The 17,601-nt window shown below is 35.3% G+C and carries 15 protein-coding genes; 3 read left to right on the top strand and 12 right to left on the bottom strand.

Going from position 1 to position 17,601, the window contains the following annotated elements; translation table 11 throughout:
• Positions 1–20 precede the first annotated feature (20 nt).
• From ACX9TM_RS12010 to ACX9TM_RS11995, 4 genes are all read right to left on the bottom strand, one after another.
• On the bottom strand, positions 21–3,110 hold the full coding sequence (locus ACX9TM_RS12010) for an AAA family ATPase (RefSeq protein WP_001247465.1): 3,090 nt from the start codon (positions 3,108–3,110) through the stop codon (positions 21–23).
• Positions 3,107–4,264, bottom strand: coding sequence for an exonuclease SbcCD subunit D (locus tag ACX9TM_RS12005; protein WP_000765153.1), 1,158 nt, complete (start codon positions 4,262–4,264; stop codon positions 3,107–3,109). Before ACX9TM_RS12005 ends, ACX9TM_RS12010 begins: the two co-directional genes overlap by 4 nt.
• 15 nt (positions 4,265–4,279) lie before the next feature.
• Positions 4,280–4,519, bottom strand: coding sequence for a DUF2584 family protein (locus tag ACX9TM_RS12000; protein WP_000667344.1), 240 nt, complete (start codon positions 4,517–4,519; stop codon positions 4,280–4,282).
• A gap of 184 nt (positions 4,520–4,703) precedes the next feature.
• Complete coding sequence (locus ACX9TM_RS11995; RefSeq protein WP_001119404.1) at positions 4,704–4,961, bottom strand: hypothetical protein; 258 nt, start codon at positions 4,959–4,961, stop codon at positions 4,704–4,706.
• Positions 4,962–5,290: 329 nt separating this feature from the next.
• On the opposite strand from ACX9TM_RS11995, the gene ACX9TM_RS11990 reads away from it, so the two are divergent.
• Positions 5,291–6,346 (top strand): enoyl-CoA hydratase/isomerase family protein, encoded by a 1,056-nt coding sequence (locus ACX9TM_RS11990; protein ID WP_000139777.1) that lies wholly within the window; start codon positions 5,291–5,293, stop codon positions 6,344–6,346.
• A gap of 252 nt (positions 6,347–6,598) precedes the next feature.
• Positions 6,599–7,231 (top strand): LysE family translocator, encoded by a 633-nt coding sequence (locus tag ACX9TM_RS11985; RefSeq protein ID WP_000572360.1) that lies wholly within the window; start codon positions 6,599–6,601, stop codon positions 7,229–7,231.
• Positions 7,232–7,301: 70 nt separating this feature from the next.
• Here the strand turns inward: ACX9TM_RS11985 and ACX9TM_RS11980 are convergent, their stop codons facing one another.
• From ACX9TM_RS11980 to ACX9TM_RS11945, 8 genes are all read right to left on the bottom strand, one after another.
• Complete coding sequence (locus tag ACX9TM_RS11980; protein ID WP_000633344.1) at positions 7,302–8,762, bottom strand: CoA-acylating methylmalonate-semialdehyde dehydrogenase; 1,461 nt, start codon at positions 8,760–8,762, stop codon at positions 7,302–7,304.
• Between the two features lie 22 nt (positions 8,763–8,784).
• On the bottom strand, positions 8,785–9,675 hold the full coding sequence (locus ACX9TM_RS11975) for an NAD(P)-dependent oxidoreductase (protein ID WP_000719409.1): 891 nt from the start codon (positions 9,673–9,675) through the stop codon (positions 8,785–8,787).
• Positions 9,676–9,691: 16 nt separating this feature from the next.
• Entirely contained in the window at positions 9,692–11,401 is a 1,710-nt protein-coding gene (locus tag ACX9TM_RS11970; protein WP_025687878.1) for an acyl-CoA dehydrogenase FadE, read from the bottom strand.
• A gap of 152 nt (positions 11,402–11,553) precedes the next feature.
• Positions 11,554–12,462 (bottom strand): methylisocitrate lyase, encoded by a 909-nt coding sequence (gene prpB / locus ACX9TM_RS11965; protein ID WP_000312639.1) that lies wholly within the window; start codon positions 12,460–12,462, stop codon positions 11,554–11,556.
• Between the two features lie 19 nt (positions 12,463–12,481).
• Complete coding sequence (gene prpD / locus ACX9TM_RS11960) at positions 12,482–13,918, bottom strand: 2-methylcitrate dehydratase (RefSeq protein ID WP_072770356.1); 1,437 nt, start codon at positions 13,916–13,918, stop codon at positions 12,482–12,484.
• Positions 13,919–14,016: 98 nt separating this feature from the next.
• Complete coding sequence (gene mmgD, locus ACX9TM_RS11955; protein WP_002041090.1) at positions 14,017–15,138, bottom strand: citrate synthase; 1,122 nt, start codon at positions 15,136–15,138, stop codon at positions 14,017–14,019.
• A 395-nt stretch (positions 15,139–15,533) separates the two neighbouring features.
• A complete protein-coding gene (locus ACX9TM_RS11950) occupies positions 15,534–15,824 on the bottom strand; it encodes a HesB/YadR/YfhF family protein (protein WP_001222842.1) in 291 nt (96 codons plus the stop codon).
• Between the two features lie 15 nt (positions 15,825–15,839).
• Positions 15,840–16,985 carry an MFS transporter gene (locus ACX9TM_RS11945; protein ID WP_000440662.1) on the bottom strand — a complete coding sequence of 382 codons (1,146 nt, stop codon included), beginning with the start codon at positions 16,983–16,985 and terminating at the stop codon, positions 15,840–15,842.
• A gap of 235 nt (positions 16,986–17,220) precedes the next feature.
• Here ACX9TM_RS11945 and ACX9TM_RS11940 point away from each other — a divergent pair, with 235 nt between their 5' ends.
• Positions 17,221–17,505 carry a hypothetical protein gene (locus tag ACX9TM_RS11940; RefSeq protein ID WP_000270101.1) on the top strand — a complete coding sequence of 95 codons (285 nt, stop codon included), beginning with the start codon at positions 17,221–17,223 and terminating at the stop codon, positions 17,503–17,505.
• Positions 17,506–17,601: the final 96 nt, after the last annotated feature.

The following is a 17,601-nucleotide window of genomic DNA, read 5'->3' as shown; positions in this document are numbered from 1 at the left end:
CCCTACTCCATTTTTTAAGCTTACTTCACCACAAACCGCGTCTGACTACACCCATCCTTCTGCTTCGTTACTTCTAATACAGCCGGCATTGCGTTTTTCAGCTCTTGTACGTGTGAAATGACACCGATAAATCGACCTGATTTTTGTAAGTCAATTAAGGCGTCTACTGCTTTCGTTAATGATTCTTCATCTAATGAACCGAACCCTTCATCGATGAACATCGTTTCGATGGAAATACCACCTTCATATGCTTGAATGACATCTGCCATTCCTAGCGCTAGGCAAAGTGATGCATTAAATTTCTCTCCGCCGGATAGTGTTTTTACATCGCGTGTTTGGCCAGTATATGCATCGTACACATCTAAGCCTAATCCACTTTGACGATTTCTCTTTTCAACTCGTTCACTTCGTTTTAAATAAAATTGCCCGTTTGATAATTTACGTAATCGTTCGTTTGCAATTTGAACAATTTGTTCTAAATACTCAATTAAGATGTAACGTTCAAATGATATACGGCTCTCGTTATCACCTTTCATTACTTCATATAAGTCAACAAGTTCTTGGAAAGCTTTTTCTTCCTCATGAATTTGCTCATCAATACGTCTAATGTTTTCATGTAAATCAGAAATATATGTTACCGCATTTTGCGCACGTTGACGTTTTTCTTTAATGATATCGAGATTAATTTGTAATTCTGTTATGTGTTCACCTAACGCTGTAATATCCATATACTCTTTATCTTTTAATTCAGCTTGTAACTCTTCAATTTGTTTTGCAAGCACTTCAAGCGATGAATAATAACCTTGAATTTCTTTTTGTAACATTTCCATCTCGTGATCGCTTAATTTGGCTTCTTTATACGTGAATTCGTCTGTAAACCCGCTTTGTTCTAGCTCTTTCATAAAGCGTGCGAAAGTCTCTTCTTTCTTTAATTTTGCACTTTCAAATTGATTAGAAGCACCTTTTTGTTCTGCTTGAATACGTATATTTTCATTTTGCCAATGCTGATACGCTTCCTGCACTTTCTTCCATTCGTCCTCCATTAACCTAAGTTCCTGCATAGCTTGGTCAAACTGTGCTTTCCAAGCTTGTACTGTTTGTAAGTTTTCTGGAATATTTCGTTTATCATGTTCATATGACGTACGAAGTTGCATACACTCCATTTCTGTACGGTGCTGCATTGTTTCCACTTCTCGTTTTTGTTTCTGAAGTTCTTCTATTTTTTCTTCTACGCTTTTCATGTTCGCAGCAATCTGCTTACGTGTTTCTTCACTTGCTTTTAACGTATTAACGTCTGCAGCTAATTGTTTTCCTTTTTGAACAAGTGCACTATATGTTTCAGCTAATTTTTCCGAGTTGTAGCCGCGCTTCACAACTTCTTCTATCACTTGTTCATATTGTAGTCGATAGAAATTCCATTTCTCCTCTACTTGCACATGTAATTTTTCAGCAATGTTCTTCTTATCTCTTAAATCGTTTAACTCTTTTTCATCGATCGCATTACTTTGTTCTGTAGCTTTTTGCGGATGATTCGTACTACCACATACCGGACAAGATTCACCGTCATGTAAATGAAGAGCTAATATACCAGCTTGTTCACTTAACCAGCGGCGCTCCATGTTTTCATATGCACGAACTGCCACTTGCATTTTATTATTTGCCGCTTCTTTTTCTTGCTCGAATTTTTGTTTTTCTTGCCAAACATCATATGCTTGCTTTAAAACTTTTGCATCTTCTCGCATATTCGTTAGTTCTTCTACTTTAGCTACATATTGCTCAAGTGCTTGTTCTAATTGCTGCAATTCATCAGACATTCTCTGTTTTTTGTTTGTATGCTCTTCTAGTTGTTGATCTAACTTTTGCATACTTTCTTTTAATTTCCCTATTTGGATTTCGGTATTTTGTAAATTCAGCTTTCTCTCAGCTAATGATTCAATAATCGCTTGTAACTCTTCTAATCTTTGAACAAGTTTTTTAGCCTCTTCTCGCTCAGCTTCTTTATTCTTTACTACTTCATACTTCTCCTGAGCAAGTTCAAAGCTATTCATTATCTGTTCTTGTTTGACGCTTATCTGTTTTAACAAACTTTCAGCTTTCTGCTCATTTTCCATCGCTTCTTCATACCATTGTTCAAATGGTAATAAGCGCTTTGCTTGTTCCGCACGTTTAAAGGATTTTTCTTTCCTTTCAATTGCTGCACGGTTCTCTTGTAAAGTGTTATATTTCTCATTCTTTTGTTGTAAATCTATAAATTTCTCATTTACAGATTTTGCTGCATGAAAACGTGTTTCTGCATCCTTTAATTGCTTCGTTTGAACATCTTGTTCTACTTGTAATTGCTCAACCTCTGCCTTATACACGGTTGTTTCTTGTTCTAACGCTTCTACTACTTGATGCGTATTTACATGTTCTTGTGCCACTAATGTCTCTAATAATGCTCCATCACGGATTGGTAATTTAAAAACATTACGGAAATAGAGCTCTCTCTCTTTTTGTTTTTCTTGCAAGACATCTTTCCATTGTTTTCTCTTTTGATCAAGTAACTCACGCATTAATTTATAACGATCCGTTTTAAAAATACGACGTAAAATCTCTTCTTTGTTTTCCGTCTCAGATGTTAATAGTTTTCGGAATTCCCCTTGGGGTAACATAACAATTTGGCTAAATTGATGTTTACTTAACCCAATTAAATCTTCCACTTTTTTGTTTACGTCTGTTACATGAAAACGATCGACGGCTGGAACGTTTTCTCCATCAATAACTTCATATAATTCTACTGCATGTCCTGTAATGGTCTTATTCCCTTGTTTTTTATGTCCAAGTTGTCGTTTTATTTCATAGCGTTTCCCTTTTAACTGAAAGGTTAATTCAACACTTGTATAAACATTATCATCAGCAAATTGACTTCGAAGCATGCTCGTATCACTACGTTCTTCTCCACTAGCCTCACCATATAACACATAACAAATCGCATCAAAAATCGTTGTTTTTCCAGCTCCCGTATTCCCAGAAATAGCGAAAATACGATGTTCTCCAAGATCTTCAAAATCGATTACTTCTTTCTGTTTATATGGCCCGAATGCTGTCATAATAAGCTGAATCGGTCTCATCCTCGTTCACCTTCCCGTTCTTGCACTGTTTGTAATACATCTATAAATAGGCGTTCTTTCTCTTCTGATAAATCTAACCCTTTCATTTCTTTATAGAAAGCCTTTAAAAGAGATAAATCATCCGTTTTATGTCTTGAAACCGTTACTTCATTTGTATCTGTGAGTTCTCGCCTTTGCATCGCTCTTTCAACGTGCATTGCATTTGGATATACAGATCGTATTTTCTCCATTGGCTGTAAGACAGGGTTTTCGTCTAATAATTTTACAAATACGTAATCTTCACTTACTGGGTGCTGTAATAATTCATCTATTTTCGCTTCTACTGTTCGCATTTTACGACGTGGTGAAAGTAACCTTTTTTCAATTGCTACTTCACCAGTTTCATTCAGTTCTACAATGTAATAACCTTTTTTATGTTTCTCTTCAGAAATTGAATAGGCAAGTGGTGAACCTGAATATCGAATCGTCTCATTACGTACGAAATGCGCTTGATGTAAATGTCCAAGCGCTGTGTAATGAAACTTATCAAAATAATGACTATTTACATATTCAGCACCACCAATTGAAAGTGGTCGTTCTGCATCACTTGTATTCTCCTCCGCTTCTCCTGAAGAAGTTACAAATGCATGTCCAACAAATACATGTCTAGCTTCTTTATCCATCGTTTCAGAGAGCTCATTCATAAAAATGCGCATCGCATCATCATGAGAACGTACGTCTTCATTTTTCAACACGTGCCTCACTATGCTTGGGTCTGCATACGGTATTAGATGGAAGTGAACCTCTCCATATTCATCATTTAGTACAACAGGTTCGTACGGGAATTGAAATTGACCTACAATATGTAATCCTTGTTTTTTCATTAAACTACTTCCAAAATGGATACGATCCGGACTATCATGATTACCAGCTACTGCAATAACTGGTGTTTGTAAATCAATAACTATTTTTTGCAGCACATCATTTAATAAGTCTACTGCTTCTGTAGGTGGAATTGCTCGGTCATATAAATCCCCTGCAATAATTACAGCATCTGGTTTTTCTTCTTCAACAGCCTGTACAAACTGATCTAATACAATCTTTTGGTCTTCAGTCATATACACGCCATGAACAAGCTTTCCTAAATGCCAATCCGCTGTATGAAATAACTTCATATTTTTCTACTCCTTTTAATTTACTGATTTTAGTGAAACGAGTTGATAGTTTATTGTAGTTTTTCCGTTCTCCCACTCTAGTTTCAATATCGTTGCACTTCCAATTCTTTCTTCATTTGATTTATATAAAGGCAATATTTCTTGAATTGTAAATAAGTGATAACCATCCAATATTAATTGAAATATATTTTCTTCAATATGTAATCTTACTTCTTTTTCATTTGAAATAATTTTTGTGTGCATCTCAAATTTCATGATAGATACAACCCCTTTTTATAATCTCTACATTTTAATAGTATAGTGGCTATGCAAGATTGACAAGTACATACACAGCAAAGTACACACTTTTCTATTGTTATATGCTTTATGTATTTTATATAAAATACGGTATGTGAAATTTTACATTTCCCCCAAAATAAAAATGCCTATTGTGACATCTTTATTTTTGTATAAAGTCTTTCATTACATAATATAAAACGGTAATTAAGACGATTGCGACGAAAAATGAGAACACTGCGACAATGTAGCCATCTTTATTTAATAAAATACAGAATGAAATAGATATTATAAAAATCGGAAATACGAGACGTACTTTATCCTTCACTTCTTCTGTCGTATCTGTATGATGAAAATACTGCGTTATTCCTATCATTAAAAAAGACAAAATAATAACCGACAATAGTAAAGGTCCTGGCATTCCGATTTCTCCTTTCTCTATTTCTAATTCAATGTAAAATTTTTTATTACAATTGTACGATTTATTTTTTCTTCAAACACACTTTTAGAATTGATAATGAACATTTCACACCTATATAATAGCGCTTTTATCATTATAACTTCAAATAATTACACTTACAGTAATGTTGTAATATTCCCCCTCAGTCTCTGAAATCCTGCAAAGATAACTCGTCAAAATATGCAGTGACCAAATTAATATTTACCGTCAACTTTTGACAAAATTTATAAAGGACATTTCAGTACATATCAAGAATTAAGAATAAGAAGATATGTAAGGGAGGATGCATTATGACTGAACAAGTTTTATTTTCTGTTAGTGAAAACGGCGTTGCGACAATTACTTTAAACCGTCCAAAAGCACTTAATTCTTTATCTTATGACATGTTACAACCTATCGGACAAAAACTTAAAGAGTGGGAACACGATGAGCGTATTGCACTTATCGTGTTAAAAGGAGCTGGCACAAAAGGTTTTTGTGCAGGTGGCGACATTAAAACTCTTTATGAAGCGCGTTCCAATGAAGTGGCATTGCAACATGCAGAACGTTTTTTTGAAGAAGAGTATGAAATTGATACATATATTTATCAATATACAAAACCGATTATTGCTTGTTTAGATGGAATTGTAATGGGCGGTGGTGTCGGTCTTACAAATGGTGCGAAGTATCGCATTGTAACTGAGCGTACGAAATGGGCAATGCCAGAGATGAATATCGGCTTCTTCCCAGACGTCGGAGCTGCATATTTCTTAAATAAAGCGCCTGGATATACAGGACGATTCGTTGCTTTAACAGCATCTATTTTAAAAGCTTCTGACGTATTATTTATTAATGCTGCAGATTACTTTATGACATCTGATTCATTACCAGAGTTTCTTACTGAACTTGAAAGTGTAAATTGGCATAAAGAAGATGATGTACATACTAATTTAAAAGAAGTTATTCGTACATTTGCAACTGCTCCAAACTTAGAAAGCGAGCTCGCTCCTTCATTAGAAGTAATCAATTCACATTTTGCTTTCGATACAATTGAAGAAATCATCCATTCATTGGAGAAAGATGAAAGTTCCTTTGCTCTAAAAACGAAAGAAACACTGTTATCAAAATCCCCTATTTCACTAAAAGTAACATTAAAACAGTTTATTGATGGACAAGATAAATCCGTTGAAGAATGTTTCGCTACGGACCTTATACTTGCTAAAAACTTCATGAGACATGAAGATTTCTTCGAAGGAGTACGCTCCGTTGTCGTTGATAAAGATCAAAATCCGAATTATAAATATAAACAGTTAAGTGACGTTTCAGAAGAAGATGTGAATCGTTTCTTTAACTTACTTAATGCATAAAATGAAATTGTCATGAGGGGATATTTTGTTCATCCCCCACCTAACTTCTTTGCTTCAGCTAAATCTTGTGCGGTGAAAATCTTACTACCCGCAAATAGCGGTATAAAATCGAGGCTATATAGTAGTGTAATTACAGCTACTATATAGCCTTTTTTATTTAATTATTTTTAATAAAATTTAATTTTATTAAATCCATTTTTGTGCTACACTGATTTTAATCAAATATTCTAAAAATAAAAAGGAGGGGCGGCTATGATAGAAAATTATCTTCTTTTCATCATTATGTCTATTTGCCTTATCATTTTACCTGGTCCAGATACAGCAATGGCTACGAAAAATACATTGGTTGCTGGTAAAGTCGGTGGAGTGAAAACAGTGTTTGGTACATGTATTGCACTATTAATTCATACTTTAGCTGCTGTAATTGGTCTTTCTGCACTTATTGTAAAGTCAGCTCTTTTATTTTCTATTTTCAAGTACGTTGGGGCTCTCTATTTAATATATATCGGTATTAAAGCCCTTTTAGCAGTAAGAAACAAAGAAAACTTAGATACAAATGATCTATCTTTGAATAATGAAAACGAACATACTTCTTGCTTTCGCCAAGGATTTCTTACAAATTTATTAAATCCTAAAGTAGCAGTCTTCTTTTTAACTTTTTTACCACAATTTTTAAATCCAAATCATAATACATTTATTCAACTTCTTGTAATGGGTCTTACTTACCTCGTTTTAACAGTCATTTGGTTTGCATTTTATATATTTTTAATTGATAAAATTAGTGCTTTTATGAAAAAACCGAAGACGCAACGTTATATTCAAGGGCTAACAGGAGTCGTCCTAATTGGATTTGGTATTAAACTAGCTTTTGAAAAAAATAATTAACAAGACGAAAACCACCACTATTAATAGTGATGGTTTTCATCTAATAACTGATTTGGTTGTTTACTCTATATTAAAACCAGCGCTCAGTTACAACTTTTTTACGTGTATAGAATTGAACGCCATCTGTACCATTTGTACCTAAATCACCAAAGAATGAAGCTTTATTTCCTGCAAATGCGAAGAATGCCATTGGTGCTGGAACGTTTACGTTTACACCAATCATACCAGCATCGATATTATCACGGAATGTTTGTGCATGTTTACCATTTGACGTATAAATAACCGCACCATTTGCAAATTTAGATTGATTTGTTAGTTTAATACCTTCTTCTAAATCTTTAACACGTACAATACTTAATACTGGAGCAAAAATTTCATCTTGCCAAATTTTCATTTCTTGATTCACGCCATCAAAGATTGTCGCACCTACAAAGTAACCTTCTCCAACTTCTTCATTAATTTTACGGCCATCTACTAATAAAGTTGCCCCATCTGCTACACCGCTATTAATATAGCCTAAAACGCGCTCTTTATGAGATTCACGGATTAATGGTCCAACATAGTTATCTTCGTTAAAGCCATCGCCTACTTTTAATTTTTTCGTTTCTGCTACTAATACATCAATAAATTCATCAGCAATTTCATCCACTACTGCTACTACTGAGCATGCCATGCAGCGCTCTCCACTACTTGCAAATGCAGATCCAATTACACCTTGTACTGTTTTCTCAAGATTGCAATCTGGCATTACAATCGCATGGTTTTTCGCACCTGCTAATGCTTGTACACGTTTTCCGTGTTTCGTACCTGTTTCATATACGTAACGAGCTACCGGCTCAGAGCCAACGAACGAAACAGCCTGAATATCTTTATTTTCTAAAATGCTATTTACAACATCTTTTCCGCCTTGCACTAAATTTAATACGCCTTTTGGGAAACCTGCTTCATAGAATAATTCTACAAGTCGCTCCGCTAAAAGTGGCGTTCTTTCAGATGTTTTTAATACGAATGTATTACCGCAAGCAATTGCAAGTGGGAACATCCATAACGGAATCATCATCGGGAAGTTAAACGGTGTAATACCAGCAACAACTCCGATTGGGTAGCGCCAAATCGATCCATCAATTCCGCTAGCGATATTCGGAAGTGCTTGACCCATCATTAAATTTGGCGTAGATGTTGCAAGTTCTACCGCTTCAATACCACGCTGTACTTCACCTGTTGCATCCGTTAGCGTCTTACCATTTTCTAGCGTAATGATTTTTGCAAGCTCATCTTTGTTTTCTTGTAATAGCTGTAAATATTTATATAAATTTCTTGAACGATTTGGAACTGGTACTTTAGACCATGTTTCGAATGCTGCTTTTGCCGCTTCAACAGCTTTTTCAACATCTTCTTTTGGAGATAGTGGAACGTAAGCGATAATTTTTCCAGTCGCTGGATTTGGAACTGCTTCTACTTCCGTACCTGTCGATTCAACCCACTCACCGTTAATGTGATTTTTTACTCGTTTAATTTCAGTTGTAATCATTGTATTCTCTCCTTTGTATAATTTATTTTTGATTAGAAATTAATTGCTCGCTAACTTTCTTATATAAAGCAGCCATATCGTTTTCACCATATCCAGCTTGACTCGCTTCGTCATATACGTTTAATAACATTTCGCTTACCGGTAAATGGAGTTCGCTTTCCTTAGCTAAGTCAACTGCAAATCCTAAATCTTTCTTCAACAAGTTCACAGTAAATCCTGGCTCGTAGTTTTCAGGTGCTATAAAACTTTTATAATTACGTTCATAAATTCTACTTTGACCGTAACTTACATTTAAAATATCAAACATTTTATCTAAATCCATATTATTCTTTTTCGCTAATGTTAAAGCTTCACTCACACCAGCTGTATAAAAACCAATTAATAAGTTATTAATTAACTTAACAGTTGTACCACTATCAATCTGCTCACTAACGTGGAAAATGTTCGCACCTAGTACGCCCATGATAGATTCCGTTTTCTCATATACGTCTTTTGATCCACCAACCATAAACGTTAATGTACGGTTTTCGGCTCCTATTACACCACCGCTCACAGGTGCTGCTAAAAAGTCTACTTTCTTTTCCTTTGCAGCTTCCTCTAACTGTTTGTTTAACTGCGGCGATACCGTACTTGTATCAATGAAAACTACATTCGAGTGACCATTTTCAAATAATCCTTCTGCTCCAAAATATACCGCTTCAACAGCGCGAGGTGAAGGTAAACTTGTAAAAACTACATCACATGTTTCTGCTAGTTTTGAGATTGATAGACCGATAATTCCGCCTTCTTTTTCAAAGGACGCTTCCGCCTCTTTATTTAAGTCCACGCCATATACTGTGTAACCTGATTTAACTAGATTTTTTGACATTGGAAGGCCCATGTTACCTAAACCGATAAAACCAATCTTTTTCATATCGCTTTCCTCCTATTTACACAATATATTTCCCGCGATTTATAATAGCTTTCGCAATTTCTCTCTTCTTCGTAAATACGTTCGTGTATAAAGGCACTAATAATTGACGGATTTCAGCTAAAATCACATGTCTATCTTGTTCTTCTGTGACAGCCGCTGAAAGTACAGAAATCGCCGCTTCTTCTACTTTACGGTATCCTTCTTCACAAATAACATCCGTTATTAATTGCTTCGTACATTCTTTTTCCTCACCATTTTTACTTACCGCTTTTCTCGTACGTAAAAACGCTGATTCCATGACGTACACGTCCGTCAACATATTTGAAATTACACGTGAATATTCTTGTTCTTGGTCAATTTTTAGACCTGGAGTTTTAGAGAGCGTTTTCAAAGATTGTTTCAACAATTTTTTCGCTAATAAAATGTAACGATGGTTTCTTTCTACATTTGCTACATCACTTTCTACTTCAGTATCTTCTAATTGTTCGATTTGCTTCATTAACATTTTGGCAACTGTTAATCTATTAATTTCGTTCGTTCCTTCAAAAATACGACTAATTCTAGCATCACGATATAATCGTTCTACCTCATACTCTTGCATATAACCGTAACCACCATGAATTTGTACAGCTTCATCTACGATATAAGCAAGTGTTTCAGAAGCATTTACTTTATTCAGTGCACATTCAATTGCAAATTGGGACATTTTCTTCATAAGATCTTCATCGCTCTCATGAATTGCTTCATCGATTACACCTGCCGTACGATAAGCTGCACTTTCGGCTCCATATGTAGCAATGATCATATTTGCAATTTTCTCTTGAATCATCGTAAAGTCTACTAATTCCGTTTGGAACTGTTTTCGCTCTTTTCCATATTGAACCGACAAACCAATTGCTTGTTTTGCTGTTCCAATATTTCCAAAAGCAAGTTTAAGTCTAGCAAAGTTAAGAATATTAAGGGCTACGTGATGCCCTTTCCCAACTTCCCCTAAAACATTTTCAGCAGGGATGACAACATCTTCTAAAATAAGAGTCGCTGTTGAAGAACCTTTAATCCCCATTTTCTTTTCTTCTAATCCAATAGATACACCTTCACATGTTCTTTCGACAATAAACGCTGTCATTCCTTTATTTGTCTTCGCAAAAACAACGTATACATCTGCCATATGAGCATTTGTAATCCATTGCTTCTCACCATTTAACTTCCAAGCTGTTCCCTCTTCATTCAATACGGCGCTTGTTTTTGCACTTAATGCATCCGAACCAGCATTTGGCTCTGTTAAAGCATAAGCCCCAATCCATTCTCCCGATGCGATTTTCGGTAAATATTTTTCTTTTTGCTCTTTCGTTCCATAATATATGTAAGGCAATGTACCAACACCAGCATGTATATTAAAAGAAACGCTAAACGCACCAGCGTAACCCATTTTCTCTGCTACAAGACCTGAGACAGCCTTTCCTAACTCGAACCCGCCATAATCTTCTGGTACCTCAATGCCTAATAATCCAAGTTCCCCAGCTTTCTCAAATAATTGACGAGAAACTTTATAGTTATGTTGTTCAATATTCTCCATTTGTGGAACAATTTCTTGTTTAACGAATTGTTCTGTCGTTTTTGCGATTAAATCTTCATCACCTGAAAAATCTTCTGGTGTAAAGTAAGTATGATTTATATCTTTATTAAGTGAAAAGAATTCATCCCATGGTAACTTCGTTTTCTCCATATGTATCCCCCTATCATTCGGCTTTCATAGCTTTTTGCTTATGCTCGTCTACGATGAGTGGAATATCTTTTTTGAAAATAGAAGGCGATGATTTTTCACATCAAGCATTTTATTTTGCCAAAGATGTATTTTCATCGCCTTCGCTGCTTTATCTATTGATCTTCTGATAATACTGTTTTTGCAATACCAGTATCTAACTCTTCAAAGTCATGATATGAAATTGTTTCGTATAATTCACTTCTCGTTTGCATATTAGAAAGTGCATCTTTTTGAGAACCTGTTTCTTTAATTAAAGCAAACACATTTTCATACGCTTTCGCTGCAACGCGAAGTGAAGTTACAGGATAAATAACCATTTGGAAACCCATATTCGCAAATTCCTCTGCACTATAATATGGAGTTTTTCCGAATTCAGTCATATTCGCAAGCAAAGGTGCATTTACCTTACTATTAAATAGACGGAATTCTTCCTCTGATTGAAGCGCTTCAGGGAAAATTGCGTCTGCACCTGCTTTTACATATGCATTTGCTCTTTCAATTGCTTCATCTAATCCTTCAACGCCACGAGCATCAGTACGTGCTACAATGTATAAGCTCGGTGCAACTTCTTTAATCGCTTTAATTTTTTGAACCAATTCTTCTGTAGTAACAAGTTTCTTACCATTTAAATGTCCACATTTTTTTGGTAATTGCTGATCTTCAATTTGGACAGCTGCTACTTTCGCTTCCACCATTTCTACAGCTGTTCTCGCCACATTTAGTACACCACCAAATCCTGTATCAATGTCAACAAGAACAGGTAAGTCTGTAGCTCTTACTAAATCTCTTGCTCTCTCAGCCACTTCAGTAGACGTCACGATACCTAAATCTGGTAAACCTTTACTTGCAGTATAAGCAGCTCCTGATAAATAAAGAGCTGAAAAACCTGTATTTTTCGCAACAAGAGCTGCCATTGCATCATGAGCACCTGGAATTTGCAAAATTTCATTTGCTTCTACTAAAGCTCGGAATCGATTCGCAAGCTCCTCTTGTGTTGACTGTTTTTTCACAACCCAAGCCATTCTAAATTCCCCCCTATTATTAAATTAAGAATAGATCTACAAATTCGTTTACATTCATATTTTCTAGTTTTTCTTCATTTAAACAAACTTCATGAATTTGTTCTTGTTGCTTACTAGAATAATGACCTGACATATTTGCAGTGAATTTTTGAACAACTTTTGGAATTGCTTCGTCTCTACGGAAGCGGTGACCAAGCGGATATTCACATTCCACATTTTCTGTTACTGTGCCATCTTTAAAGTGAACTTGAACAGCGTTGGCGATTGAGCGCTTGTTCGGGTCAAGGTAATCTAAACTGTACTGTTTGTTTTCAACAACAACCATCTTATTACGTAATTCATCTACACGTGGATCGTTTGCTACTGCATCTTCATAATCGTCTGCAACGATATCTCCTTTTAATAAACCAATTGCCGTAATGTATTGTAAGCAATGATCACGATCAGCTGGGTTATTTAATGGACCTTCTTTATCAATAATACGAATTGCTGATTCATGAGTTGTAATTGTAATACGGTCAATTTCATCTAATCTCTCTTTAATTTCCGGATGCAACTTCACTGCACATTCTGCAGCCGTTTGTGCATGGAATTCTGCTGGATATGACACTTTAAATAATACATTTTCCATTACATATGACTCTAGTGGTCTTGCTAATTTTAATTCTTGTTTATTGAATAATACATCTTGGAATCCCCATCCTGGCGCAGATAATGCTGTTGGATAACCCATTTCACCTTTTAGAGCAGTCATTGCAAGATGAACACCGCGGCTCGTTGCGTCACCTGCAGCCCATGATTTACGTGAGCCCGTATTTGGAGCATGACGATATGTACGAAGACTAGAATTATCAATCCACGCATGTGATAATGCATTAAAGATTTCTTCACGTGTTCCGCCAAGCATTTTCGCAACTACTGCAGTTGTTGCTACTTTTACATATAATACATGGTCAAGACCAACTCTGTTTAAGCTGTTTTCTAAAGCAAGCACGCCTTGAATTTCATGTGCTTTAATCATCATTTCTAATACTTCACGTACTTTTAAAGCTTCTTTTCCTTCTGAAATACGAACACGGCTAATATAATCTGCAACTGCTAAAATTCCGCCTAGGTTATCAGATGGATGTCCCCACTCTGCTGCAAGCCAAGTATCGTTATAGTCTAACCAACGGATCATACATCCGATATTAAATGCACCTTTTACTGGATCTAGTACATAAGACGTACCTGGTACACGTGTACCATTTGGCACGATTGTTCCTGGCACAACTGGTCCTAGTAATTTCGTACATTCTGGATATTGCAGTGCTAAAATTCCACATCCAAGTGTATCAAGTAATACGTAACGAGCTGTACTGAATGCTTCTGCACTAGTAACCTCTTTATTTAATACATAATCGGTAATCTCTTCTAATAATGCATCTTTTTGCTTAATTTCATTTGTTTTAATCATGCTATTCTTCCCTTTCTGTCGAAAATTCGTTATTATTAATGATGGGTGTCGGTCAAACACCCATCTGGCGGGCGGCGCTAACAACTCCCCAGTTGTTCTTATTTACTAAGTACATGTCGCTCGCCAATATAATTTACACGTGGACGGAACAAACGATTATTTGCATGTTGCTCAATAACGTGCGCACATAACCCCACTGTTCTAGAGCTAAAGAAGATTGGTGTGTAAAGTTGAATTGGAATACCTAGCATCCAATATACTGGAGCTGCATAATAATCAAGATTTGGATAAATTCCTTTTTCTTTTTCCATAATCTTTTCTCCAGCTTCACACATTTCATATAGTGTATAATCACCTTTTACATCACATAACTGTTTTAAAGCTTCCTTCATCATAAGTGCTCTTGGATCCATCTTCTTCATATAAACACGGTGTCCAAAGCCCATAATTTTTTCTTTGTTATATAGTTTCTTCTGTAATAACTCTTCAAATTTCTCAACATTACCAGCTTCTAAAAGCATGTACATAACCGCTTCATTTGCACCGCCATGTAAACTTCCTTTTAAAGATGCAACTGCACCTGTTAAAGCACCGTATAAATCTGATTGTGTTGATGCAATAACGCGAGCTGTAAATGTAGAGTTTGGCATTTCATGCTCACTATATAAAACAAGGGAACGATCAAAGATCTTTTCCTCAAGTTCAGTTGGTTTTTTACCAGTTAACATATAGAAGAAATTCGCACTATAAGATAATTCTTTAAGAGGTTCAATTGGCTCCTCATTATTTAAAATATGATAGCTATTCGCTACAATGTTTGGCACTTTACTTAACAGCTTGTACCCTCGGCTTTTATTCACTTCTAACGAGCGGTTTTCGATATCATTATCGTAACCAGCTAACGCTGACACACCTGTACGTAATCCATCCATGGGATGCGTCTCTTTAGGCAATGCCTTTAGTACGTTGAATACACCTTCTGGTACTGCATATTCTTCTTTTAATTTCTTTTCAAGTGTTACTTTTTCATCTTCATTCGGTAGGTGTTCCTCCAATAAAAGGTGCACAATGTCTAAATACTCTTTTGTTTTTGAGAGTTCGATTAAGTCATACCCTTGAATTACAATTTCACCTTTTACTGTGTCAAGAAACGAGATTTTCGTCTCCGCTGCCACTATACCATCTAATCCCGGGGAAAATTTCTCTTCAGCTTTCATCATTATTTCCTCCAATCCTAATAGATCTTCGTGCACATAACTGTAAGCCTTTACAATATTGTGAAACTACATTTCTATTTCAATGTATCAGAGTTTTTAGAAGATTTCAATTTATTTTATAATGATAAGTTTCCTACACTTTTCTTACTGTAACAATACAATTTTTTGAAAATAATTCTTATATTTTATAAAGAAAGGATAGACTTCTTTGCGTATTTTCAAAAACAAGATATAAAGATTTTTCATATAACACCGCCAAATATACAATTATTCTAATTTTATTTGAGAAATAGAAAAAACGAGCTGTACATAAATACAGCTCGTTACTATATGATATTTATTTCACTATCTCTTAAATATAATTTTTATATAAAACTTATTCATTTTTAATAAAGTTATTATTTTACATAATTAAATTGAATTTCTTCCATTTCCTCATGATAACTTACAAATAAATCATAGTTTTGAAAATACCAAAGATCATCAGAATCTACAAAAAATATAATACCTTCCTTCTCAACTGACACTATTTCGCCATCGGGTTTCTCAGCAACAACCCCTAAAGAATATCCGGGCTGAATTGAACTATCCCCTCCGTACCTTACAGTAAAACGTACAGATTCACCGTGCTTTATACGTAATTCTTCCTGGAACCATTGCAGAGCTTTACGATCAATTGAAATTCTCATCTTTATTCCTCCAGTTTACGCAAACTCTTTTTTTCCTAATCGTTGTTTTACAAAGAAGACGAAAATAATTAAGGCTATCAATGCTGAAATTGCACTCCCTGAAAATAAAATACGATAACCAAACATTTGTGAAACAACTCCAAGTAAAATAGCACCTAACCCGATTCCTAAATCAAACGCTGTAAAAAATGAAGCATTTGCAACTCCTCTTTTACTCGGATCGACAATTGTAAGCATTGCCGCTTGCAAAGCTGGCTGCGCTGAACCAAATCCAATACCGTATAATGTTGCTGCGATAATTACACCTATCAAACCATTTGAAATAGTTAAAACAACTATAGCTAAAATAGTAATACATAATGCTGGAAGTATAATGAATACTTCTCCATACTTATCTAATAGTTTCCCTGAAATTGGTCTTACAATTGTTAATGCAATTGCATATACAAGAAAGAAAGTTCCCGGGTTTACATGAATTGATGATGCAAATAACGGTAAAAAGGTTGTTATTCCTCCATATGCAAACGATAAAAAGAATACTACAATCGTGATTGTTAATACGGATTTCTCAAATAGCTGAATTTTCCCTTTTTCTTTTTGTGGCGTAAATGGGATCTTCGTTATTAATGATAATACGACTGCCATAAAAGATAACAACGTCGCTAATAAAAATAGACCATCAAATGAATAATTTTGCACAACCCATAATCCAATCATAGGTCCGATCGCCATTGCAATTGTCATCGCCATCCCGTACCAACCCATACCTTCACCGCGGCGTGAATCTGGAATAATATCCGTTATTGCTGTTCCAACAGCTGTTGTAGAAACAGCCCATGTTACTCCGTGAATAACACGTAAAACAGCTAAAAGGACAATAGTCGATGCTATATTATAGGAATACATCGTTAAGCCAAAAAAGATGAGTCCGAAAATAATAAAGGATCTTCTACCATATTGATCTAACATTCCTCCAATAATCGGTCGTATTACAACAGCAGCTATTGTAAACATCCCCATCATAAGTCCAACTTGCGATTCATTGCCACCTATCTCTTTAATAAAGAGCGGGAGCGTTGGAACAAGTAAATAAAATCCTGTAAATAAAAATAACATTGCGAAAGTCATTTGAATAAATGATTTCGTCCATAATCGTTCCATAAAAATACCTCCATACACTCGTAAAATATTACGATTAACACCCTCATTGTATATTTTTTTTATCTCTTTTCCCTCCGCAAATAGACGTATCTTTTCATATTAAATAGTCCACCATCAGCTTACATTAGTCTTAAGACTTTGTACGCATATTTTAAACGAAAGTCCTATATATGTACCTTTATACGTGTGAAAAGAATATACTAATTTATTATCACAACTTAGGAGTGATTATTTTATGTGGGTATTATCATCAAGAGTAACTGTCGCGGTTCCTTCGATACCCGAAATACATGCCCCCGCCGTTCATACAGCAAGTTCCGATGTCGGCATTGAACTTCCAGCAATTTGGCAACAATACCAATCACCAGGTCAAGCTACCCCTTCATTTTGGCATCATGGTGCCCATCCAAGTAGCACTACCTTTTATCATCCTAGCCACGCTCCACTACCTCAGGCTCAAGTCTTTTATCATTTCCCATCAATTTATTTTCAAAATTTTTATGGTACGTTTAACATTTAAAACACATCATTTCATAGCGACTACATTTAAACGAAAAAAGCACTTAAGATTGTAATTTTCACAAATCTTAAGTGCTTTTTAATATTTTTTATAAAT

The organism is Bacillus sp. LH1, assembly GCF_057924895.1.
The sequence above is the reverse complement of the archived record's forward strand: the minus strand, read 5'-3'. Positions and strand labels throughout refer to the sequence as shown.